The following is a 21,400-nucleotide window of genomic DNA, read 5'->3' as shown; positions in this document are numbered from 1 at the left end:
AATGAAACAGCGGCTTGTCCTTCTTTCTTTTGTCGTTTCGGTACTGATTATGGTAGCGAAATTTTCCGTTTATTATGCAAGTGGTTCGACGACTTTATTGACGGACGCATTAGAATCGATTATCAATGTGGTAGCTGCCTGTTTTGCCTATTATTCGATTTATTTAGCCTCTCTGCCAAAGGATTTAAATCATCCTTATGGGCATGGTAAAATTGAATTTTTTGCCTCTGGACTCGAAGGAGTGCTTATTTTGTTAGCTGCTGCCTATATTTTTCTACATGCGTCTCAGCATTTATATGCCTCGCCAGAACTGAAAAGTTTAGACGTAGGTATGGCTGTTTCTTTCGTATCAGCAGGAATTAACGGCTTACTTGGTTATGTCTTAGTCCAAAAAGGTCGCTCGTCCCACTCCCCTGCGTTGATAGCAGATGGCAAACATTTAAAATTAGATGCCTATAATGGTATTTTAGTGGTTGCTGCTTTGGCACTTACATACTTTACGAATTGGTATTGGGTGGATTCAATCGCCTCCTTCTTATTTGCCGGATTTATGTGTTGGCAGGGAATTAACTTGATTCGGGAGTCAGTAGCTGCCTTGATGGATGAAACCAATCCTGCCTTGTTCCAAAAAGTGACTGACTGGGTCGTATCCAATAAAAAAGAAGAATGGATTGATTTACACAATCTTCGTGTACAACAATATGGTGGTGATTTGCACATTGATTGTCATTTGACATTGCCTCGGTATTGGGATTTACAGAGAACGCACGAAGAAATTCACTCTTTTGAACAAATACTAGGTGAATTACAAGCAACCCACGTGGAGATATTCGTCCACGCGGATCCTTGTCTTGATGAGTGTTGTAGTCATTGTTCTATCGCGGATTGCGCGATTAGGAAGTCGGCTTTTTCGAAGAATATTGAATGGAATCAGATGAATTTGGCCTTAAACCAAAAACATTTCAACGAAACCTTAGCTAGTTCTTAAAGAACCGATTCCGCCATCTACCCCGATGATTTGACCTGTAATCCAAGAGTTAGCTGGATTTAACAAGAAGGAAGCTAGATTAGCCACATCTTCTGATTGCCCCACGCGTCCTAGTGGATGTCTTTTTCCACCTGCTTCGATTTTCTCTGGCGAGTTTAACAAAGCCCCAGCTAAAGGAGTATTCGTTAAAGAAGGTGCAATAGCATTCACTCGAATTTTATTAGCCGCTAATTCTGCCGCTAAAGAACGGGTCAATCCTTCGATTGCTCCTTTTGAACTGGCAATAGAAGCATGGAAGCCCATCCCTGTTTGAACGGCAACAGTGCTAAAAAGTACAATAGAGGAAGTAGGTGCTTGTTTCAAGGAAGGTAATAAAGCCTGAATAACACGAACAGCTCCAAGAATATTGATTTGGAAATCTTTTTCAAAATCAGCCGAAGTCAATCGATGAAATGGCTTTAAGTTAATGCTTCCTGGACAATACGCGATTCCGTCGATAGGGCCTGTAATAGAGGCAAATGATGAATCGTCAGAATTTAAAGCATCCCAAGTATAATTTTCTACGCCCGTTAAAGCAGATGGATTTCTTGAAAAATTGACTACTTCGTGTCCTGCTGAAAGCAAGGAGGATGCGAGTGACTCGCCAATACCTTGGCTAGCCCCCACAATAACATATTTTCCCATGATTATCCTTGGATAGATTGTAAGAATTCTCTTTTCGTAGCGTCCTCTTGAAATTTACCTCCGTAGTAAGAAGTAATGGTGGAGGTAGCCTCATCTTTTACACCTCTTGATGATACACACAAATGTTTTGCATCAATGAATACGGCTACATGATCTGTCTTTAGGACTCTTTGTAGGTGTTTCGCGATTTGTATCGTTAGGCGCTCCTGAACTTGAGGCCTTTTGGCATAATACTGAACAATTCGATTTAATTTCGAAAGGCCGATTACTTGACCAGATGAGATATAGGCAATGTGCGTCTTTCCTACGATAGGAACGAAATGGTGCTCACAATTCGAATAGAACGAGATATTTTTTTCGACCAACATTTCGTAATAACCGTACTTGTTTTCAAATAAGGCTACTTTAGGTTCATTGGCAGGGTTCAGTCCACTGAAAATCTCTTCAATGTACATTTTAGCGACACGCTTAGGAGTGCCTCGCAAAGAGTCATCTGTCAGGTCTAAACCTAATGTTAACATGATCTCACGGAAGTGAGACTCAATAATGGCTATTTTTTCCGAATCAGAAAGATCAAAAGCATCCTCCCTCATCGGTGTTTCGATAGAGGTGGCTACATGATTATCTCCTATTTCCTCGTCTGTTAACAAGAAACGGTCGGTATCAATTAGCAGGGAATTCAACGAAATTTCTTTCTGTTTCATACAATCTAATTTTTAAATCTAATTTAGAAGGGAGTTTAGCCCTCAATTTGTTGTAAATAACGATAACGATATTTTCTGCGGAAGGATTTAAATTGGCGAATTCTGGTACGTCAAGATTTAAATTCTTGTGATCAAATTTTTTGCAAACTTCTGTTTGCGCTAAATCGGATAAAAATTTCGTATCAATTACATAACCCGTTTCAGGGTCAATTGTTCCGGTAACCTGAATAATTAATTCATAATTATGTCCATGGTAGTTCGGATTGTTGCATAAACCGAAAATTTCTTTGTTTTTCTCTGCTGTCCAAAGTGGATTGTGCAAACGGTGAGCAGCGTTGAAATGCTCTTTTCGGAATACGCTAACGCGCGGGGCTTCAGTCATTTTTTCTAAATTCTTATAAAATTAAAGTATTTTCCTTAATTTTCATCTTTATTAACCTATTGTTAACCTATGAAAAGAAGGAAGTTTATATCTGATTCCTTAGTGTACACCTCTGGCACTGCTTTGTTACCCACTTTCTTGAGTCATACACCTAAAGAACAAACGAAAGTACGTTTAGGTTTTATTGGTGTGGGATTAAGAGGTCAAAATCACCTCGAAATGGCGATGTATCGTCCAGATGTTGAAGTGGTAGCCATCTGTGATATTGATCCTAAAGCGATTGATATTGCTTTGAAGATGGTTTCGGGCAAGGGTCGACCTGCACCCGCCGTTTATGGAAAGACGGAAAAAGATTTTGAAAACCTAGCTAAACGCACCGATATCGATGGCGTGGTTATCGCCACTCCTTGGGAATGGCACGTTCCCATGGCCTTAGAAGTCATGAAGCAAGGTAAGTATGCCGGTGTAGAAGTTTCCGCGACCGTTACCTTGAAAGAATCGTGGGATCTTGTGAATATGTACGAGAAAACGGGTTCTCATTGTATGATTTTAGAGAATGTTTGTTATCGTCGCGATGTCTTGGCGACTTTGAATATGGTTCGCCAAGGAATGTTTGGCACACTTAATCATGTTCAATGCGGTTACCAGCATGATTTACGCGAGGTGAAATTTAATGATGGAAAGCAAGCTTATGGAGGTGGAGTGGAATTTGGGGAGAAGGGTTTTTCTGAGGCCAAATGGCGTACCCAGCATTCTGTCGATCGCAATGGTGATTTATATCCTACACATGGTCTAGGACCAGTGGCGGAGATGTTAAATATCAATAGAGGAAATCAATTCGCCTATTTAACGTCCATGGCTACTCCTGCTTTGGGACTACATAATTACATCGTTGAAAAAGGAGGCGCAGATCATCCGAACGCGAAAGTGAATTTCAAATGCGGTGATATCGTCCAAACAATGATCAAATGTGTGAATGGTGAAACAATTCTCATTACGCATGATACGAATTCTCCGCGCCCTTACTCGTTAGGATTCCGTGTTCAAGGCACAAAGGGTTTGTGGATGGAAGATAATCGATCCATCTATATTGAAGGTGTTTCCTCTAAAGCACACCGATGGGAAGAGGCTAAACCCTATTTAGAGAAATACGATCACCCTTTGTGGAAAGCGCACGCTGCTGATGCAGAGAATGCAGGACATGGTGGTATTGATTACTTTGTTTTGAGGTCATTTATTGAGGCAATTAAAGCAAAGGTAGCTCCTCCAATTGATGTATATGATGCAGCCGCTTGGTCTGCGATTGCTCCGCTTTCAGAAGAATCCATTAAGAAAGGCTCCGCTCCTATTCAAATCCCTGATTTCACGCGGGGTAAATGGAAAACGAATCAACCTATTTTTGCTTTAAACGATCAATATTAAACCTTATGAACCAATCTAAAAACGTAAACGGACCATTATTAATAATTGGTATTCTTTTTTTTGTCTTCGGTTTTGTGACCTGGGTGAATTCGGTTTTAATCGCCTTTTTTAAGGATGCATTTCAATTAAATAACTTTGATTCACTCCTTGTCGCTTTCGCCTTCTTTATTTCGTATTTCGTGATGGCCATCCCCTCTTCCTGGGTTCTGGCAAGAACGGGCTTCAAGAAAGGTATGTCTTTAGGTCTTTTAGCTATGGCTGTAGGTACACTTTTATTTATCCCTGCGGCACAAATGGAAAATTATCCGATGTTCTTGTTTGGATTATTCGTCATTGGAACCGGTTTAGCTTTGTTACAAACGGCTTCTAACCCCTATGTGACTATTTTAGGTCCAGCAGAATCTGCCGCACAACGAATTTCCGTCATGGGTATTTGCAATAAAGTGGCTGGTATTTTAAGTCAATTTATTTTTGGAGGCTTGTTCCTCTCCAGTGCAGTGGCGGGTGTTTCAAAATTAGACATCGTGATCATGCCTTATGGTATCATGACAGCGGTTTTAATTCTTTTAGCCGTGTGGGTATGGTTTTCATCACTACCTGAAGTGGAAGCGGAGGAAACGGTTGAGGAAGCCAGTCATGCAAAATCAAGTGTTTGGGCTTATCCAAGTTTAGTGTTAGGCTTGGTCGCTTTCTTTGTTTATGTGGGTGTGGAAGTGATTGCGGGTGATACAATCATTAATTATGGTGTATCCCAAGGATTCAGTCAAGATGTTGCGAAGAGCTTTACTACCTATACTTTATACGGAATGTTAGCGGGTTATGTGGTAGGGATCTTTTTTATTCCTAAATACCTATCTCAACAAAAAGCCTTGAACTACTCCGCTATTCTTGGGGTGTTATTTTCAATAGGCGCTTTAAGTTTTTCAGGTTTTATGTCCGTTCTATGTTTGGCCTTGTTAGGACTTGCAAATGCATTGATGTGGCCTGCTATGTGGCCTTTAGCGATTAATGGATTAGGTAAATTCACTAAAATTGGATCTGCCTTAATTATCATGATGATTTCCGGAGGCGCATTGATGCCGTTATTGTATGGAAAGATTGCGGATCAAATCGGTAATACACAGTCAGCCTATGCGATTTTGATTCCTTGCTATTTATTTATCTATTATTATGCAACAATTGGTCACAAAAAGAGTTCTTGGTAGTAGAATTGCCTATTTTTGCGTTTTAATTTAGCTATGTCTACACCTTCCTTGTTTACGGACCCTCTAATTGCAGACGGAAATAAATATGCGTCCTCTCTTTATGCATATGAGAGAAGGCTAACTATTCCTGTTCAAATAGGTGATTTACACTTAGGCTCTGATTTTCCTATTCGGGTTCAGTCGATGACGACGGTAGACACGATGGATACCCTAGGCTCTATCGAACAAGCAATTCGCATGATTGATGCGGGTTGTGAATTAGTTCGTATTACAGCTCCATCGGTTAAAGAGGCTCAAAATCTCGAGAATATTCGTAAAGGATTACGCGAGCGAGGTTATACAACTCCCTTAGTAGCTGATATTCACTTTACGCCCAATGCCGCTGAATTAGCTGCCAGAATCGTCGAAAAGGTGCGTATCAATCCGGGGAATTATGCAGATAAGAAGCGTTTTGAAACGATAGATTATACGGATGCTTCCTACGCGTCAGAATTAGACCGTATTCGGGATAAATTCTTGCCTTTGGTGAAGATTTGCAAGGAATATGGAACGGCGATGCGTATCGGTACGAACCATGGTTCTTTATCAGATCGAATTTTAAGTCGGTATGGAGATACTCCAAATGGAATGGTGGAGTCTGCTTTAGAATTCTTACGCATTTGCGAGGATGAAAACTACTTCAATATTGTTCTTTCGATGAAATCATCGAACACGCAAGTGATGGTAGAAGCGTATCGATTATTAAGTAAAAAATTAAAAGACGGTGGATTTAAAGATTATCCAATGCACCTAGGTGTGACGGAAGCTGGTGAAGGTGAGGATGGTCGTATTAAATCCGCAGTAGGGATAGGTACTCTTTTAGAAGATGGTTTAGGAGATACGATTCGCGTTTCTTTAACGGAAGATCCGGAGTTTGAAATACCAGTGGCTCAAGATTTAGTGCGTCGTTATGATGTGAGAGCTTCTTCTCAAGACCCTATTTCGGCTTTTGCGGGTCATTCGGTTGCTTTTGACTCCCCTATTCATCCCTTTGCCCATTCTCGCAGAAAGACATCGGAGATTTTCTCCATTGGTGGACATCAAGTACCTAGGGTGATTGCAGATTTTTCTAACCGAGCTTCCATTTCGATAGCTGATTTAAAAGCGATAGGTCATTTTTATTTACCGGAGCCAGATAAATGGGCAATGAATGATTTAGGGGCTGATTTTATCTACACGGGTATGCAGTCTTTGGATTTCATGTTGCCTAATGGTTTACGCCAAATTCAAGATGCCTCCATTTGGACTCCTTCAGATTTCGTTTATCCGTTATTTAGTTATGAGGAGTATCATATTGCTTCGTCTAAACATCCGGTATTAAATTTTGTATCGTTGGATGCAGCTGAACTTTTAGCGGGTTCTGACGGGTTTGATTCTACTTGCGTGATTGTTTTACATTCTACGAATGCACATCAAATGCCTGCGATTCGACGTGCATTCTTTCATTTGATAGAGAAAGCAATAAGTAATCCGGTAATAATCCAACTCAACTATAGCTCCATTTCAGACGATCAATTCCAATTGTTTGCCCCTACAGATGGCGGAGCCTTGTTTATTGATGGTTTAGGCGACGGATTAATGCTGAGTATAAAGCATTCAAAAAATAAAGAAGCTTTGTGTAATTCGACGAATTTTGGGACGTTGCAAGCGAGTAGAATGCGGATTTCGAAAACGGAGTACATCTCTTGTCCATCTTGTGGACGTACCTTGTTTGATTTGCAGGAAACGACGGCAATGATTCGCCAAAAAACAGATCACCTAAAAGGAATCAAAATAGGTATAATGGGCTGTATTGTTAATGGTCCAGGTGAGATGGCCGATGCTGATTATGGGTATGTAGGTATCGGAAAAGATAAGATTGCGCTCTATAAAGGGCAAGAAGTAGTGAAAAAGTCTGTTCCTGCAGATTCTGCCGTGGACGAGTTAATCACATTAATTAAGGAACATGGAGATTGGCGCGAGCCCTCTTTAAACGATTAGACTATGAGCAGATTAAGAGAACAATTTAGAGTGGGTGAAGTTTTCACGTATTTCATTCGTGTATTCCAAAAGCCAAAGCCAGGTGCACCCGCTAATTTTAACATTCGCGCCATGCATACGATCAACAAGATTTCGATCTTGATGTTTCTCGTTTGCCTTATTGTGATGATCTACCGCGCTTTTCTGCGCTAGTTATTTAGTGCCATATAGACACCAAGATGACTTTGCTTTTTTCAAAGCAATAGCATCTTTTGTTTTTCCTTTGACATAATCACAAAGAAATTGATTCTCTTTCGGTCCTAATGCACCCGGCATTGAATTGATTAATTCATCAATTACTTTCATCGCTTGCTTTGCCTTTCTTTGCTTGAACAGCATATCAGATTCAACCATCCAGGTTCTGCGATTAATACTGGCACGATCTAAGCCCGTTTTAGCCATTTGAGACTTAATCTTCATTAACCCCGCTTCACCTAATTTTGCTGCCTGTGAGCTGGACAAGGTAATGGAGAAAATATTTTCATATACCATGCGAACCACAGAAGGGTCAAAAATAGAATTATAATAGCTTAGATTTTGGATGAAATATTCAAAAAGGCGATTATCATGGCTCATTAATGCGACTTGCATTAGATTAAAATTCAATTGAGAACTGTATTGAGCTGGTTTTAATAATGCGATGTAAGCGTTCATCGCCTTGATATTGGTTAACGTATCTCCAGTAATACGGGCATATTGAGCATAATTTATCAACATTCCAGGATTCTTTTCACCTGAAGCTAAACGTTTAGGGAATTGGGAAACCTGTTCCGCTGGATTGATAGCTTTTAATGCTATCCCATTCACCATTGATACGGTATTATCTTTTTCACCAAATATCCTCGCTTGAATAATTTTCATCGATTTTGGCTCGAAAAATACAAAGGTGGGCGTCGCGTTTAAAATGATCCCTGCCTGTTTTATTGCTAATTGATTCGCGGGATTGCGAATATCTAGCTGGTAATTGATGAAATTTTTATTGTACACCGCTCCTACGGATGGCTGTGTAAATACTCCTTTGAATGAAATACAAACGTGGCAATCAGGGGCATAAATCTCCATGAATAGCAATTTATTTTGCTTGATTGCTTCAGCACGTGCCTCTTGCAAAGAGGAAGCTGCACTGAATTTTATGCCTTGTGAAAGTCCAATAAAGGGTAATATCAGGAGTAAGAGTATTTTTTTCATGCTTATTTTGTTCCTTTTTCTGCTGCTACGATTTCTTTCTGCAAATGAGATGACAAAGTACGGCAAGTAGCTTCTAGTTCTTGAGCAAAGAAGTTATCGCCTGTAGCTTGCAAAGAGGCGTCCGCCACAGTACCTACTATTTCAATGAAGAATCTTTTCATATCCAATACTTCCATATCTTTCGTCCAAAGAGGTAATGTTAACGTCCCTTTGTGGTAAGGGTCCCAAGTAGCTACTAAAATAGCTTTGGTCTCCTCAATCCCTTCGTTTGGATTATCCGTAGCTGACCAAGAGATTTGTTCTGGGATGTTTTGGTCATCTAATTGTATCTTAAAATTGATTTCAGAATGTTTCATAGCTGTAAAATTAATCGTATTTTCGTATAAATTAAGGAAATTGATGGTTAAGGCTGAAATTATTACCATTGGAGATGAGATTCTATACGGGCAAATCCTGGATACGAATACACAGTGGATCAGTCTTGAATTAGATAAATTAGGGATAAAAACCGTACGGAAGTCTTCTGTAGGGGATCATAAATCAGAAATTTTACAAATCTTAAACGAAGCCGCTGAGCGTGCTGATGTCGTTTTTATTACAGGTGGCTTAGGTCCTACCAAGGATGATTTGACGAAAAAGATTCTAGCGGAATATTTTGACTGTGAATTAGCCATGAATCCGGTTGCTTTACAAGATGTAACCGAATTCTTTGCAAAACGTGGTCGTGAATTATCTGATATCAATCGGGATCAGGCGTTGCTTCCTACCAAGGCTGAATTTATCCGTAATGTGCAGGGTACAGCACCAGGGATGTGGTTCAATGAGAAAGGAGTTATTTGGGTTTCGATGCCAGGGGTTCCTTATGAGATGAAAAATATCATGGAGCAGGAGGTATTACCTCGCTTAGTGAAACACTTTAACACACCGGTTATTTTTCACAAGGTTGTTAAAACGGTGGGAATCGGTGAATCCTATCTTTCTGAGTTGATTGAATCCTGGGAGTTACAATTACCTGAACATATTAAATTAGCTTATTTACCTTCTATGGGGATAGTAAAATTGCGTTTAACAGCGGTGGGTGAAGATTTGACGCTTTTGAAGTCGGAGGTGGAAGCTGAGTTAACCAAAGTCAATCCGTTAATTAGATCCTTTATTTTCGGTTATGAAAAAGACGAATTAGCGGAGGTTGTTGGTCGTTTATTAATCGATCAAAAGGCCACTTTATCTGTGGCAGAGAGTTGCACTGGTGGCCATTTGGCACATCAATTCACTCAAAATCCAGGTAGTTCTGCTTATTTCATTGGAGGTATTCTCTCCTATGCTAATCAGGTCAAAATAGATCAATTGGGTGTTTCATCAGAGATTTTAGTTTCAGATGGTGCTGTATCAGAAGCGTGTATTCAAGCGATGGCAGTGGGTGTTCAAAAACGTTTGGGATCAACCTATGCTTTAGCCACTTCAGGAATTGCTGGGCCGGATGGCGGAACAGAAGAAAAACCTGTAGGAACTGTTTGGATAGCCTTAGCGCATGAGAAAGGTGTCATTACTCGAAAATTAACATTAGGTGGAACACGAATGCAAAATATTTACTTAAGCTCGCTAGCTTGTGTAAATTTGCTGCGTAAATATTTATTAAACGATTTAACCTAGTCTTATGGCCATTACAGAGGTGATTATGCCCAAAATGGGAGAAAGTATCATGGAGGCAACTGTTTTAAATTGGTTAAAACAGCCAGGCGATTATGTAGAGGCGGATGAATTTATTTTAGAAGTGGCTACGGATAAAATTGATACCGAAGTTCCTTCGCCTGTGGCAGGTTATTTGCAAAAGATTTTAGTTCCAGTGGGTTCAGTGGCTACGATTGGAAGTGCTATTTGTGTGATTGATGCCGTTTCAACTGATTCATCATCTACTTCAGAGGATTATTCGTTAGATGAATCCATCAGTAGCTTAATCGATCTTAGCCTCGCGCCTACTGAATTAAGCACGGAGAAATCAACGAATCCCTGGATATCTCCTCTGATTAAGCAGATTTGTCAATCTGAAAACGTATCCCAAAGAGAATTAAATCAGCTTCCTGGTTCTGGACTTGATGGTCGCATAACGAAAAAAGATGTCTTGAATTACATTGCCGTTCGAAATTCGAAGCGAATGATTTCGTCTGGAACTTTGAGTCAAGGGGCTGGAATGCGTTTACCTGGGGATGAAGTGATTGAAATGGATCGCATGCGAAAGATGATTTCTGAGCGCATGTTAGATTCTAAGCGCATTGCTCCACACGTCACCTCTTTTTTAGAAGCCGATGTTACCAATTTGGTTAATTGGCGAGCGAATGTAAAACAAGCTTTTCAAGATAAATACAAAGAAGCTTTGACCTTTACTCCTCTTTTATTTAAGGCAACTGCAGATGCATTAAAAGACTTTCCAGGCATGCTTATTTCTGTAGAGGGCAATTACATCGTTCAGCACGCGCAAATTAACATTGGAATGGCGGTCGCATTGCCTAATGGCAATTTAATTGTACCCGTTATTCATGAGGTAGATAAAATGTCGTTAGCAGAATTAACCCAGAAGGTGAATGATTTATCTGCGAGAGCTAGAGCCAATAAGTTAAAACCTGCTGATTTAGAAGGAGGAACATTTACTATCTCAAATATTGGAAGCTTTGGCAATTTAATGGGAACCCCTATTATCGTTCAGCCTCAGGTGGGTATTTTGGCTTTTGGAGTCATCGAAAAGAAGCCAGCAGTTATTTCAAATGACAAGGGCGAGGATGTAATTGCGATTCGTCAAAAGATGTTTATTTCACACACTTATGACCATCGTGTGGTAGATGGTTCCTTAGGTGGAGGATTTGTGAAACGAGTTTCAGATTATTTAGAGAAATTTAATAAGGATACACAGATATAAAAAAAGAGCCTCATTCGAGGCTCTTTTCATTTAGTTTAAAACTTAGCGTCATCCGGTTTCACATTCGGACGAATAATTTTAAACCAGGTTAGTAATTTGATTACTGGATAGGTTGGATCAAACTCAAACCATTTTGTAGCGAAATTAACGCGATTAGGTAGTTTGTGGTGATTGTTTTGGAACAACTCGCCCATCATTAAAACGTCAAAAATTAAAGAGTTCTTCGAATGGTCGTGGTTATCGTAGTTTTGGTAGCCATATTTATGACCAGACCAGTTTACAATCGCACCGTGTACAGGTCCCATCAAAAAGTGAACGGGTAATAAGAAGAAAAATGCCCAGTGCATATCAAAATACATATATCCCACCACGTACAAAGAGACATAAGCTACTCCCCAACCGATACGAGAGATCCAAGAATCTCCAATCTTTTCGATGGTTTTAGACACAGGATATTGATGCTCAAATCTCTCCTCGATTTTTTGCTTTCTATTAAGCACCGCATTGTAGATATCTTTCGTTTTCCACATCATAGTGAAAACGTTACTAGAGAACATCGGTGAATGTGGATCCTTCTTCGTATCCGAGAATGCATGGTGCATTCGGTGTAATATGGCATAGGCTCTCGGGCTTAAAAACGAAGAACCTTGCGATAAATACGTTAAGAAGTAGAAGAATTTTTCCCAAAACTTACTCATCAAAAACATTTTATGAGCTGAGTAGCGGTGAAGGAAAAAGGTTTGGCTAAACAAAGAAACATACCAATGTATGAAGAAAGCCGGAAGAACTAATTGCATAATAGAAGAAGTAGTATAATTGTTTTAACAAAAGTACGAAGCAAAAGTTTCTAAATTAACCTGCTTCTGCGCAAAATAACTGATTTTAGTCAATATTTAAGATATGTAGGCCATGACAAACGGCAATTCCTGCTGTTTCCGTACGTAAAATAGATTTTCCAAGGCTAAAAGGTTTCCATTTATTTTTTTTCAATTCAGCTGATTCCTGTTCTGTGAAGTCCCCTTCAGGACCTACAAGTACATGGTAATTTGCTTTTTTCGTGGCGGTTTTTGATAAAACACCTACGGGTGGATTCGAAATGAAAGCAAACAGCTTCTCCTCTCCTTCTTTGGCAACCACGTCCTTAAAAGTATGCAAACCGGTGATTTTAGGTAAATAAAGATTTTTCGATTGCTTTAAAGCCGAAATAGCTGTTTTCTCTAAACGCTGAAGTTTAATCTCCTTTCGTTCTGAGTTTTTGGAGGCAAAGAAATGAATTCCATGTATCCCAAACTCCCCACATTTCTCCACCATCCATTCCATGCGCTCCATTTGTTTCGTGGGCGCCACATATAAATGAATGGTATAAGAGGGCTTAGGTTCTGATTCGATCAAGTCTAAATTTCCGAATGCGACTTTTTTGCCTTCTATGGCAGAAATTTTAGTGGAAAACTTAGAACCTTTACCGTCTAACAGATGGATAAGCACCCCTACTTTTAATCGCAATACCCGTATAGCATGAAAGGATTCCTCTTCAGATAAATAAGAGGAATCCTTTGCATTAGGAGCGTAAAATACGGCTATACTCATTTATTATTCTTCCTCATCCTCGTCCTCATCATCTGAGTTGAAGGTATACAGCGATGGATCTAAACTAAGTGTGTTGCCATTAAAATCCGCCACAAATTTTGATAACATTTCATCATCTAATGCAGGAACATACAAAGCCGCTTCAATGCTCACACCAAAATCAAATTCAGGATCGATTTCTATATACTCGGCGACCTTGATCTCCTCGTTTTCTTCTAGATCTTCGATTACCTCTAAAATCAACATTTCTACTTCTTCATCTAATTCTTCATTAGGTTCGTAGTTCTCGTCGCGATTCTCTAGAGGAACATAAAGTGGATATTGCTGAATGATTTCACGTTCAGCTGCCTCGTATAACAAGCTTGAATAATGCAATTGTAAAGTGCAAACTATCGCATCATAAATGACCTCTTGTTTCTCATATTGACCCACAAATTGAATGTGGACCATTTCTCTTTCATTACCCGAGGGTAAATCTTCGTCTAAAATATAGACGAAAGACCGATTCTCAGCTTCACATTGCTTTTTTAAAGAGGCAATTTCTGCAGGATCGAAACCTGGATTGGTGGATGTAGACATATTTGTTTATTTGATTAACAATAATTCACGGTACTTAGGTAACGGCCACTCATCATCGTCAATAATTAATTCTAATTTATCCACGCTGTAACGAATCTCTTCAAAGTAGTTTTTCACTTTAGTGCTGTACAACACGGCTCTTTCTTCTAAATCTTCAATGTTATTCGCTTCTTTTCTAGCCTCCGTCATTTCGTTTTGCAATCGCACGATGGAAGACGTGTATTCAGAGATTTTCTTAATCATTTCAACAGTAGGTGCATAGTATTGTGGGTCGATGCCTATTTCTTTTTGGCCCTTCACATTCTCCACTAATTGCGTCTGGTACTTCAATGAAGTCGAAACAATGTGGTTAATAGCCATATCGCCTATGACACGAGATTCGATTTGAATCTTCTTTACGTAGTTTTCTAATTCAATCTCGTGACGAGCGTGCATCTCTTCTTTTGAATAAATACCATGCTTAGTGAATAATTCGATTGATTCCGGGCGCGCATAAACGGCTAATGCTTCTGGTGTAGTCTTTAAGTTCGACAAACCACGGCGAGCAGCTTCTTCTACCCACTCATCAGAATATCCATTTCCTTCAAAACGAATATTCTTTGATTCCTTTACATAACGTTTTAACACTTCCATGATTGCCAATTCCTTCTTTACCCCTTTTTCTAGCACCACCTCTACTTCCTTACGGAATTTGATTAACTGGTCAGCTACAATGGTGTTCAAAATAGTCATAGGAGCTGCTGAATTAGCAGATGAACCTACTGCGCGGAACTCAAATTTGTTACCTGTGAAGGCAAAAGGTGATGTTCTATTTCGATCTGTATTATCTAAGATTAAGGATGGTATCTTATTGATCCCTAATTTAAGGTATACATTATCGCCTTTTTCTAATTGAATCTCGTCTAGGCCATCCATGTTTTCCATGTCGTCCAAAACCTGGCTCATCGTACTTCCCAAGAAAGCGGATACAATCGCTGGCGGAGCCTCATTAGCCCCTAAACGGTGTTCGTTTCCTGCTGAAGCAATTGAGGCACGCAACAAGTCCGCTCTATCATGCACCGCTTTGACCGTATTAACAAAGAAGGTTAAGAAGCGAAGATTCTCTTTTGGTTTAGACGAAGGCGCTAATAAATTGATGCCAGTATCTGTCGCTAATGCCCAGTTATTGTGCTTTCCTGATCCATTGATGCCTGCAAATGGCTTTTCGTGGAATAGTACTTTCAATTTGTGCTTAGAAGCTACCTTGGACATCAAATCCATCAACAAGGCATTGTGATCACAAGCCAAGTTAGCCTCTTCAAATGTAGGTGCTACTTCAAATTGTGCAGGAGCTACCTCATTGTGACGAGTTCTAACCGGCATACCTAATTTAAGTGCTTCGATTTCGAAGTCCACCATGAAGGCATTCACACGGTTTGGAATAGATCCAAAATAGTGATCTTCTAGTTGTTGACCTTTCGCTGGAGCGTGACCGAAAACCGTACGTCCCGCCATCACTAAATCTGGGCGAGCATTGAATAATGCTTCGTCTACTACGAAATACTCTTGCTCAGCTCCTAAAGTAGGAATGACTTTGCTGACGTCGCGATTAAAGAATTCTTTAATCACAGCAGTAGCGGCTTTATCCACTAATTCAATTGATTTTAGTAAAGGAGTCTTATAATCCAGTGCTTCTCCTGTGTAGGAAACGAAGACAGATGGGATACATAAAGTAGCCGTTCCTGCTGCATTTTCCATAATAAATGCGGGAGATGATGGATCCCAACCAGTATAGCCACGTGCTTCAAATGTAGAACGAATTCCACCGTTAGGGAAAGAAGAGGCATCTGGTTCCTGTTGTACTAAAGCAGATCCTTTGAATTTTTCTACGGCTTTTCCATTGCTTAAATCAATGTCAAAGAAAGAGTCATGTTTCTCAGCTGTTGTACCTGTCAAAGGTTGAAACCAGTGCGTGTAGTGGGTAGCCCCTTTTGAAATAGCCCATGATTTCATGGCTGCTGCTACTTCATCAGCCGCATCGCGATCTATTTTGGACCCCGTTTGAATAGCGGTATTAATTTTTAAGTAAGCTTCAGGAGATAATAGGGATCGCATTACTTCATCATTGAAAGTCATGCTTCCATAATAATCGGAAACTTTTTCTGTAGGGAGTTTAACTGGAGTTCCTGTACGGGATTGAGCTAACTCAAGTGCCTTAAATCTAGTGATTGCCATATGAAATATTTATTCGTTAGGTAAAAATAGCGAATTGTGGCGGTAATAAAAATGGTAAAAAAATGAAAATTGGGATTGATTTTTCCATTTTTAATTTGGATTTTTTGAGTTTTTACAAAATTGCGGATTGTTTTTACAGCTTTTTTTGGTAAAAATTATTGTTTTTTTTAAAAAGGGGTATATTTTTGCTATACGAATTCCTAAAAAAGTATTTTTGTTTCAAAATCAAGTTCAAATATCATGGCTAAATCAAAATTAGAGTACATTTGGTTAGATGGCTACAAGCCAACGCAAAGTTTACGTTCCAAAACTAAAATTGAGAACAATTTCAGCGGGAAATTAGAAGATCTAGATATGTGGTCTTTCGATGGCTCCTCTACTCAACAAGCTGAAGGTGGTTCATCTGACTGTTTATTAAAGCCAGTGTATGTTTGTCCTGATCCAGCTCGCCGTGATGGTTATTTAGTTATGTGTGAAGTATTGAACGCAGATGGAACTCCTCATGAGTCAAACGGTCGTGCGACAATTGATGACGATGATAACGATTTCTGGTTCGGTTTTGAGCAAGAGTATTTCCTTTGGGATCCAGAAACAAATAAGCCTTTAGGTTTTCCAGCAAATGGATATCCTGAGCCTCAAGGACCATATTATTGTTCAGTAGGTGCAAAAAACGCCTATGGTCGTGAGATTATTGAAGAGCATTTGGATTTGTGTATTGATGCAGGTTTAAATATCGAAGGTATCAATGCGGAGGTAGCTGCAGGTCAGTGGGAATTCCAAATGTTTGCTAAAGGTGCAAAACAGGCAGGTGATGAAATCTGGTTAGGAAGATATATTTTAGAGCGTTTAGGTGAGAAGTACGGTGTTGCGATCAATTGGCACTGTAAGCCTCTAGGAGAATTAGATTGGAACGGTTCGGGAATGCACGCTAACTTCTCCAATACCGTATTACGTACAGCAGGAAATAAAGGGGCATATGATGTTATTTGTCAATCATTCGCTCCGTTTGTGAAAGAACACATCGAGGTGTATGGCGCAGATAATCACATGCGTTTAACAGGCAAGCACGAAACAGCTTCAATTCATGATTTCTCTTATGGAGTATCAGATCGTGGGGCATCTATCCGTATTCCTATCGCCGTAGTTGAAAAAGGATGGAAAGGTTGGTTAGAAGACCGTCGTCCAAACTCAGCGGCAGATCCATATAAAGTGGCTGCTCGTATTATCAAGACGGTTAAAACAGCTAAATTATAATACATTTATTAAGCATTTATATACTTTTATAGACAAGATGGCGGGTTTTCCCGCCATTTTTGTTTTACCTTTGCAACCTGATTTCAGGTATGAAGAAAGTCGCTTTTTACACGTTAGGATGCAAGCTCAATTTTGCAGAATCTAGTTCGATCGCTCGGTCTCTTGAGCCGATGGGATTTGCGCGCGCGGAATTTCAAGATAATCCGGATTTATTCGTGATAAATACCTGCAGCGTCACCGAACAGGCAGATAAGAAGTGCAAGAAAGTGGTTCGGGAGGCGAAGAAAGTGAATCCTTCCTCTACGGTTGTCATCATTGGTTGTTATGCTCAGTTGAAACCAGCTGAAATTTCGGCTATTCCCGGAGTGGATTTAGTATTAGGTGCAAATGAAAAGTTCCAATTACCGGAACTGCTTCCCCCCTATTTAAATCGTGTTTCAGCTGATTTACCTAAGTTAATTGCTTCAGAGATTCGTTACGATTTAGATTACCACGCATCTTATTCCGTAAATGATCGGACTCGTACCTTTTTAAAGGTGCAAGACGGCTGTGATTACCCTTGCTCCTATTGTACGATTCCTTTAGCTAGGGGTCAGTCTCGCTCTGACACAATTGCGAAAGTTTTGGATTTGATTGAAGAGATTTCTGCCAAAGGCGTGAAGGAAATTGTCCTTACCGGAGTAAATATTGGGGATTTTGGGATTCAAAATGGTAAACGTGTAGAAACGTTTTTTCAACTCGTGCAGGCCATCGAAGAAAAATCTTCTATTCAGCGTTTTCGTATTTCATCCATAGAACCTAATTTATTGACTTCGGAGATGATCACATTTTTAGGCGCTTCTACTAAGTTCGTTCCGCATTTTCATATTCCATTACAATCTGGTTCTAATGCTGTTTTACGATTGATGAAACGTCGTTACCAGCGCGAATTATATGTGGATCGTGTCACTTCAATTAAGGAAGTAATGCCAAATGCTTGTATCGGTGTCGACGTCATCGTAGGCCATCCAGGCGAAACGCCTGAATTATTTTTAGAGACCTACGAGTTTTTAAACTCACTTGACATATCCTACCTACACGTTTTCCCTTATTCAGAACGACCTAATACTTATGCGGTAGATATAAAGCCGAAAGTAGATGGAATGCAGAAAGCGGAGCGTTCCAAGATGTTGCATATTTTGTCGGACAAAAAACGCCGTGCCTTTTATGAATCACAAGCTGGATCAAAGGGTCAAGTATTATTTGAAGAATCGGCAACACCTGGTACGATGGAGGGTTTCTCTGAGAATTATGTTCGGGTGGTGGTTCCATTTGATCCTTTGCAGATTAATACCATTCAGCAAGTTCGCTACAAGAACTTGAATGAGACGGGTGAAATGTTGGGGGTGGTATTAGAGTACAAAGCATAAAGCACAAAGAATAAAGTTGGATAAAAGCGGCGATGCCGCTTTTATCGTTTCTGAAGAGTTTATCGGCGAAGCCGATTCCATCTCTATGCTTTATTCTTTGTGCTTTATGCTTTTACTTTTGTTTTTAAATATCGGCGCTAAACAAAAAAGTCGAAAGCTAGTAGCCTCCGACTTTTTGATTGAAACAAAACCACAAGAACCATTACTTGCGGCTTTGCTGTTGTTGAATTATTCCGCTAACGACTCGTCGTGTTGCGAGATATCCAATCCTAATCTTTCTTCTTCCTCATTTACACGTAACGGAATGATTTTGTCCGTAATGATCAAAAGGATATAAGATAAGCCAAAAGCAAAGGCCGAAACGATGGCTAAGGCTAATAAGTGCTTAAAGAATAACGAAGTTTCTCCATAGAATAAACCTTGCTCAGCAACCGCCGCATTAACGGCAGAAGTCGCGAAGATACCCGTCATTAACATACCGACCATTCCACCTAAACCATGGCAAGGGAATACGTCTAAAGTATCATCTAAGTTTGAAGATGCTCTCCAGTGGGCAGCAATGTTAGAAACAATGGCAGCGACCACACCGATGAAGATCGCTACTGGCACTGTAACAAAGCCAGATGCTGGAGTAATAGCCACTAAACCTACTACTGCACCAATACAGAAACCTAAGGCAGAAACTTTCTTGCCACGAGTTACATCAAATAAGATCCAAGATAAACCTGCAGCTGCTGCAGCTACGTGGGTTGTTGCGAAAGCAGTTACCGCTAAACCATTTGCACCTACGGCAGAACCTGCATTGAAACCAAACCATCCAAACCACAATAAACCAGTTCCTAACAAAACATAAGGAATGTTTGCTGGAGGCAAGATATTAGACTCTACGTGAGACTTGCGACGACGTAAGTACAAAGCACCTGCTAATGCAGCCCAACCAGCTGACATGTGAACAACGGTTCCACCTGCAAAATCCAAAACCCCTAAGTTAAATAAGAATCCATCTGGGTGCCATGTCCAGTGAGCTAAAGGAGCATAAACTACCACACAGAAAAGTACCATAAATAGGACAAAAGCACGGAAGTTAATACGTTCAGCTAGCGCACCAGAGATTAATGCTGGAGTGATAACGGCGAACTTCATTTGGAAAAAAGCAAATAAAGCGAAAGGAATAGTAAACTTTAATTGATCAGCTGAACCTAAAGATAATTTATGATCAAAAACGCCATTGAACATGAAGAAGGTTCTAGGATCTCCAATCCAGCCGCCTAATGAATCACCAAAGGCTAAAGAGAAACCGAATACAATCCAAATCACGGAAATAACTCCCATGGCGATAAACGATTGTAACATCGTAGAGATTACGTTTTTGTGATTTACCATTCCACCATAGAAATACGCTAATCCAGGCGTCATTAATAAGACTAAGCCTGAGGCCACAATCATCCAGGCTGTATCACCTGTGTCAAGGCCTTCTGTAGGCATAGTGCCGGGAACTGATGTTGTAAACAGTGCTAGAACTGCTACCGCTAATAAAACTAATAACGGGATCCAAGTTGGTTTTTGTGTCGTCATGTTTTTGAATGTTTAAGGTGGATATAATTAAAACTTATAGATGAAATGCATTCCTAAAGTAGTTTGTGATTTTTGATCTTTGTCATCGCCATCAATGAATTGAGCTGATTTATACGAGTCTGTACGTATTTCAGGTTTGATTAATAAATGACCTTCTGCAGCTGTGAATGTCGCTGTTAAAGTGAAAGAGCTAACATCCGTGCCAGAACCATCAGCTGCGCGCAGGGAACGAGCACCTGATGTATTGTCAAAAACTTCGTAACGGCCACCTAAACTGAATTTATCAGTGAAAGCATAGTTTGAGTAAAGAGCAACACCACCCCATGTTTTACTGTCACCTACATTACCACCACCTTGGAAATCACCTGTTTGTGAACCATAAGCTGCGTTTAAGCCAAGTAAGTATTTAGGCGTAATTTGATAAGATGTAGTTAAGTCTAACAAGTTGTAACTACCTGAATCGTCTTTTCCAGAAGATAATGGAGCTGATTCATTCGAACTGATACCATTAAAATACACGTTCCAGCCAGCAGCCGGTGAGGTGAATACTTGGTAGATGAATCCCTTAGAGGAATTATTATCATTTAAATTATCCACATTGTTGACCAATCCAACCATGGCAGAAAATTTGTCAGTGAATGCATAATTCGCTTTAGCACCAATGTGATAGAACGGTCCATTATTGAAAAGATTAGAAAGTGAATAGTTGTAGTTAACTGGAGCATCGATTACTTCATATCCGATATGAGTTCCAAACTGACCCACCGTCAGTGTTAATTTATCACTGGCTTTCCAGTTAAAGTAAGCTTGCTTGATCGCTAGAGCTGTACTTCCTTTGCCAGCACCCAAGGGTCCGATTACGTTTCCGTATTGACCTAGATCAGCGTTAGGTCCAAAAGTTAAATCAACAACAACGTCTGCTGATTTCGTTGCATATCCAAATTTCGTCTGGACTAGTCCTAATGAAAATTGATTTGATTTTTGGTCGAAAGCTCTTTCATATCCAGAGGCGCCTAAGTTGCTTCTGCTAGACGGGTTATTAAAATTCAACATATAGTATGAATCAATGTAACCTGAGAAAGAAAACTTAGGAGCTTCCGCTTCTTTTTCTTGGGAAAATCCACAAAATGCAGTTGCGGCAAATAGGGCTGTTAGGATCGTTTTTTTCATGAGGATAATATTTAAAGAGTAAATAATGCTTGATTACGAATCAAAGATGGAGCCTTAAATTGTACTTTCC

At 39.9% G+C, this 21,400-nt stretch carries 20 protein-coding genes; 9 read left to right on the top strand and 11 right to left on the bottom strand.

Annotated elements, in window-relative coordinates; genetic code table 11:
• The first annotated feature begins 1 nt into the window (after nucleotide 1).
• The gene (locus ACILP5_RS07385; protein WP_395618019.1) at nucleotides 2-988 is read left to right on the top strand and encodes a cation diffusion facilitator family transporter; all 987 of its coding nucleotides are present in this window, start codon (nucleotides 2-4) and stop codon (nucleotides 986-988) included.
• Here the strand turns inward: ACILP5_RS07385 and ACILP5_RS07380 are convergent.
• From ACILP5_RS07380 to ACILP5_RS07370, 3 genes are read right to left on the bottom strand one after another with little or no spacing between them, the layout of a single operon-like run.
• On the bottom strand, nucleotides 974-1,672 hold the full coding sequence (locus ACILP5_RS07380; RefSeq protein WP_395618018.1) for an SDR family NAD(P)-dependent oxidoreductase: 699 nt from the start codon (nucleotides 1,670-1,672) through the stop codon (nucleotides 974-976). The genes ACILP5_RS07385 and ACILP5_RS07380 overlap by 15 nt on opposite strands.
• Before the next feature lie 2 nt (nucleotides 1,673-1,674).
• Nucleotides 1,675-2,376 carry a GTP cyclohydrolase I FolE gene (gene folE, locus ACILP5_RS07375; RefSeq protein WP_395618017.1) on the bottom strand — a complete coding sequence of 234 codons (702 nt, stop codon included), beginning with the start codon at nucleotides 2,374-2,376 and terminating at the stop codon, nucleotides 1,675-1,677.
• On the bottom strand, nucleotides 2,336-2,758 hold the full coding sequence (locus ACILP5_RS07370) for a 6-pyruvoyl trahydropterin synthase family protein (protein ID WP_395618016.1): 423 nt from the start codon (nucleotides 2,756-2,758) through the stop codon (nucleotides 2,336-2,338). The genes folE and ACILP5_RS07370 overlap by 41 nt, the downstream gene beginning before the upstream one ends.
• Before the next feature lie 69 nt (nucleotides 2,759-2,827).
• Between ACILP5_RS07370 and ACILP5_RS07365 the strand changes: the two genes are divergently transcribed.
• From ACILP5_RS07365 to ACILP5_RS07350, 4 genes are read left to right on the top strand one after another with little or no spacing between them, the layout of a single operon-like run.
• A complete protein-coding gene (locus ACILP5_RS07365; RefSeq protein WP_395618015.1) occupies nucleotides 2,828-4,180 on the top strand; it encodes a Gfo/Idh/MocA family protein in 1,353 nt (450 codons plus the stop codon).
• 5 nt (nucleotides 4,181-4,185) lie between these two features.
• A complete protein-coding gene (locus tag ACILP5_RS07360) occupies nucleotides 4,186-5,385 on the top strand; it encodes a sugar MFS transporter (RefSeq protein ID WP_395618014.1) in 1,200 nt (399 codons plus the stop codon).
• Between the two features lie 33 nt (nucleotides 5,386-5,418).
• Nucleotides 5,419-7,404, top strand: coding sequence for a (E)-4-hydroxy-3-methylbut-2-enyl-diphosphate synthase (gene ispG / locus ACILP5_RS07355; protein ID WP_395618013.1), 1,986 nt, complete (start codon nucleotides 5,419-5,421; stop codon nucleotides 7,402-7,404).
• A 3-nt stretch (nucleotides 7,405-7,407) separates the two neighbouring features.
• Nucleotides 7,408-7,596 carry a DUF6728 family protein gene (locus tag ACILP5_RS07350; RefSeq protein ID WP_395618012.1) on the top strand — a complete coding sequence of 63 codons (189 nt, stop codon included), beginning with the start codon at nucleotides 7,408-7,410 and terminating at the stop codon, nucleotides 7,594-7,596.
• Here the strand turns inward: ACILP5_RS07350 and ACILP5_RS07345 are convergent, their stop codons facing one another.
• Together ACILP5_RS07345 and gldC are read right to left on the bottom strand one after the other, a co-directional pair.
• Nucleotides 7,597-8,631, bottom strand: a complete 1,035-nt coding sequence (locus tag ACILP5_RS07345) for a thioredoxin family protein (RefSeq protein WP_395618011.1) — start codon at nucleotides 8,629-8,631, stop codon at nucleotides 7,597-7,599. It abuts the gene before it with no gap.
• A gap of 2 nt (nucleotides 8,632-8,633) precedes the next feature.
• Entirely contained in the window at nucleotides 8,634-8,987 is a 354-nt protein-coding gene (gene gldC, locus ACILP5_RS07340; protein WP_395618010.1) for a gliding motility protein GldC, read from the bottom strand.
• Between the two features lie 43 nt (nucleotides 8,988-9,030).
• Between gldC and ACILP5_RS07335 the strand changes: the two genes are divergently transcribed.
• Both ACILP5_RS07335 and ACILP5_RS07330 read left to right on the top strand, forming a co-directional pair.
• Nucleotides 9,031-10,281 (top strand): competence/damage-inducible protein A, encoded by a 1,251-nt coding sequence (locus tag ACILP5_RS07335; RefSeq protein ID WP_395618009.1) that lies wholly within the window; start codon nucleotides 9,031-9,033, stop codon nucleotides 10,279-10,281.
• A 4-nt stretch (nucleotides 10,282-10,285) separates the two neighbouring features.
• Entirely contained in the window at nucleotides 10,286-11,542 is a 1,257-nt protein-coding gene (locus ACILP5_RS07330; RefSeq protein WP_395618008.1) for a dihydrolipoamide acetyltransferase family protein, read from the top strand.
• Nucleotides 11,543-11,577: 35 nt separating this feature from the next.
• On the opposite strand, the gene ACILP5_RS07325 is transcribed toward ACILP5_RS07330, so the two are convergent.
• The 4 genes from ACILP5_RS07325 to ACILP5_RS07310 all read right to left on the bottom strand — a co-directional run bounded on the left by ACILP5_RS07325 (nucleotide 11,578) and on the right by ACILP5_RS07310 (nucleotide 15,922).
• A complete protein-coding gene (locus ACILP5_RS07325) occupies nucleotides 11,578-12,339 on the bottom strand; it encodes an acyl-CoA desaturase (RefSeq protein ID WP_395618007.1) in 762 nt (253 codons plus the stop codon).
• An 85-nt stretch (nucleotides 12,340-12,424) separates the two neighbouring features.
• On the bottom strand, nucleotides 12,425-13,129 hold the full coding sequence (locus ACILP5_RS07320; protein ID WP_395618006.1) for an RsmE family RNA methyltransferase: 705 nt from the start codon (nucleotides 13,127-13,129) through the stop codon (nucleotides 12,425-12,427).
• Nucleotides 13,130-13,132: 3 nt separating this feature from the next.
• On the bottom strand, nucleotides 13,133-13,708 hold the full coding sequence (locus tag ACILP5_RS07315; protein ID WP_395618005.1) for a hypothetical protein: 576 nt from the start codon (nucleotides 13,706-13,708) through the stop codon (nucleotides 13,133-13,135).
• 6 nt (nucleotides 13,709-13,714) lie between these two features.
• On the bottom strand, nucleotides 13,715-15,922 hold the full coding sequence (locus tag ACILP5_RS07310) for a glutamine synthetase III (RefSeq protein ID WP_395618004.1): 2,208 nt from the start codon (nucleotides 15,920-15,922) through the stop codon (nucleotides 13,715-13,717).
• A gap of 240 nt (nucleotides 15,923-16,162) precedes the next feature.
• Between ACILP5_RS07310 and ACILP5_RS07305 the strand changes: the two genes are divergently transcribed.
• The gene (locus ACILP5_RS07305; protein ID WP_395618003.1) at nucleotides 16,163-17,176 is read left to right on the top strand and encodes a glutamine synthetase beta-grasp domain-containing protein; all 1,014 of its coding nucleotides are present in this window, start codon (nucleotides 16,163-16,165) and stop codon (nucleotides 17,174-17,176) included.
• A gap of 89 nt (nucleotides 17,177-17,265) precedes the next feature.
• Nucleotides 17,266-18,585, top strand: coding sequence for a tRNA (N(6)-L-threonylcarbamoyladenosine(37)-C(2))-methylthiotransferase MtaB (gene mtaB, locus ACILP5_RS07300; RefSeq protein ID WP_395618002.1), 1,320 nt, complete (start codon nucleotides 17,266-17,268; stop codon nucleotides 18,583-18,585).
• 228 nt (nucleotides 18,586-18,813) lie between these two features.
• Here mtaB and ACILP5_RS07295 read toward each other — a convergent pair whose 3' ends face one another.
• A complete protein-coding gene (locus ACILP5_RS07295; protein WP_395618001.1) occupies nucleotides 18,814-20,160 on the bottom strand; it encodes an ammonium transporter in 1,347 nt (448 codons plus the stop codon).
• Between the two features lie 27 nt (nucleotides 20,161-20,187).
• Nucleotides 20,188-21,330 (bottom strand): porin, encoded by a 1,143-nt coding sequence (locus ACILP5_RS07290; RefSeq protein WP_395618000.1) that lies wholly within the window; start codon nucleotides 21,328-21,330, stop codon nucleotides 20,188-20,190.
• Nucleotides 21,331-21,400: the final 70 nt, after the last annotated feature.

This window comes from Aquirufa sp., assembly GCF_044239315.1.
In the GTDB taxonomy this organism is placed as follows: Bacteria; Bacteroidota; Bacteroidia; order Cytophagales; family Spirosomataceae; genus Aquirufa.
This window is presented reverse-complemented; position numbering and strand designations above follow the sequence as displayed.

What these genes read in the sequence shown, in the direction of transcription:
- ACILP5_RS07385 (WP_395618019.1), top strand. Translation starts at nt 2, where the DNA reads ATGAAACAGCGGCTTGTCCTTCTTTCTTTTGTCGTTTCGGTACTGATT.
- ACILP5_RS07380 (WP_395618018.1), bottom strand. Translation starts at nt 1,672, where the DNA reads ATGGGAAAATATGTTATTGTGGGGGCTAGCCAAGGTATTGGCGAGTCA.
- folE (WP_395618017.1), bottom strand. Translation starts at nt 2,376, where the DNA reads ATGAAACAGAAAGAAATTTCGTTGAATTCCCTGCTAATTGATACCGAC.
- ACILP5_RS07370 (WP_395618016.1), bottom strand. Translation starts at nt 2,758, where the DNA reads ATGACTGAAGCCCCGCGCGTTAGCGTATTCCGAAAAGAGCATTTCAAC.
- ACILP5_RS07365 (WP_395618015.1), top strand. Translation starts at nt 2,828, where the DNA reads ATGAAAAGAAGGAAGTTTATATCTGATTCCTTAGTGTACACCTCTGGC.
- ACILP5_RS07360 (WP_395618014.1), top strand. Translation starts at nt 4,186, where the DNA reads ATGAACCAATCTAAAAACGTAAACGGACCATTATTAATAATTGGTATT.
- ispG (WP_395618013.1), top strand. Translation starts at nt 5,419, where the DNA reads ATGTCTACACCTTCCTTGTTTACGGACCCTCTAATTGCAGACGGAAAT.
- ACILP5_RS07350 (WP_395618012.1), top strand. Translation starts at nt 7,408, where the DNA reads ATGAGCAGATTAAGAGAACAATTTAGAGTGGGTGAAGTTTTCACGTAT.
- ACILP5_RS07345 (WP_395618011.1), bottom strand. Translation starts at nt 8,631, where the DNA reads ATGAAAAAAATACTCTTACTCCTGATATTACCCTTTATTGGACTTTCA.
- gldC (WP_395618010.1), bottom strand. Translation starts at nt 8,987, where the DNA reads ATGAAACATTCTGAAATCAATTTTAAGATACAATTAGATGACCAAAAC.
- ACILP5_RS07335 (WP_395618009.1), top strand. Translation starts at nt 9,031, where the DNA reads ATGGTTAAGGCTGAAATTATTACCATTGGAGATGAGATTCTATACGGG.
- ACILP5_RS07330 (WP_395618008.1), top strand. Translation starts at nt 10,286, where the DNA reads ATGGCCATTACAGAGGTGATTATGCCCAAAATGGGAGAAAGTATCATG.
- ACILP5_RS07325 (WP_395618007.1), bottom strand. Translation starts at nt 12,339, where the DNA reads ATGCAATTAGTTCTTCCGGCTTTCTTCATACATTGGTATGTTTCTTTG.
- ACILP5_RS07320 (WP_395618006.1), bottom strand. Translation starts at nt 13,129, where the DNA reads ATGAGTATAGCCGTATTTTACGCTCCTAATGCAAAGGATTCCTCTTAT.
- ACILP5_RS07315 (WP_395618005.1), bottom strand. Translation starts at nt 13,708, where the DNA reads ATGTCTACATCCACCAATCCAGGTTTCGATCCTGCAGAAATTGCCTCT.
- ACILP5_RS07310 (WP_395618004.1), bottom strand. Translation starts at nt 15,922, where the DNA reads ATGGCAATCACTAGATTTAAGGCACTTGAGTTAGCTCAATCCCGTACA.
- ACILP5_RS07305 (WP_395618003.1), top strand. Translation starts at nt 16,163, where the DNA reads ATGGCTAAATCAAAATTAGAGTACATTTGGTTAGATGGCTACAAGCCA.
- mtaB (WP_395618002.1), top strand. Translation starts at nt 17,266, where the DNA reads ATGAAGAAAGTCGCTTTTTACACGTTAGGATGCAAGCTCAATTTTGCA.
- ACILP5_RS07295 (WP_395618001.1), bottom strand. Translation starts at nt 20,160, where the DNA reads ATGACGACACAAAAACCAACTTGGATCCCGTTATTAGTTTTATTAGCG.
- ACILP5_RS07290 (WP_395618000.1), bottom strand. Translation starts at nt 21,330, where the DNA reads ATGAAAAAAACGATCCTAACAGCCCTATTTGCCGCAACTGCATTTTGT.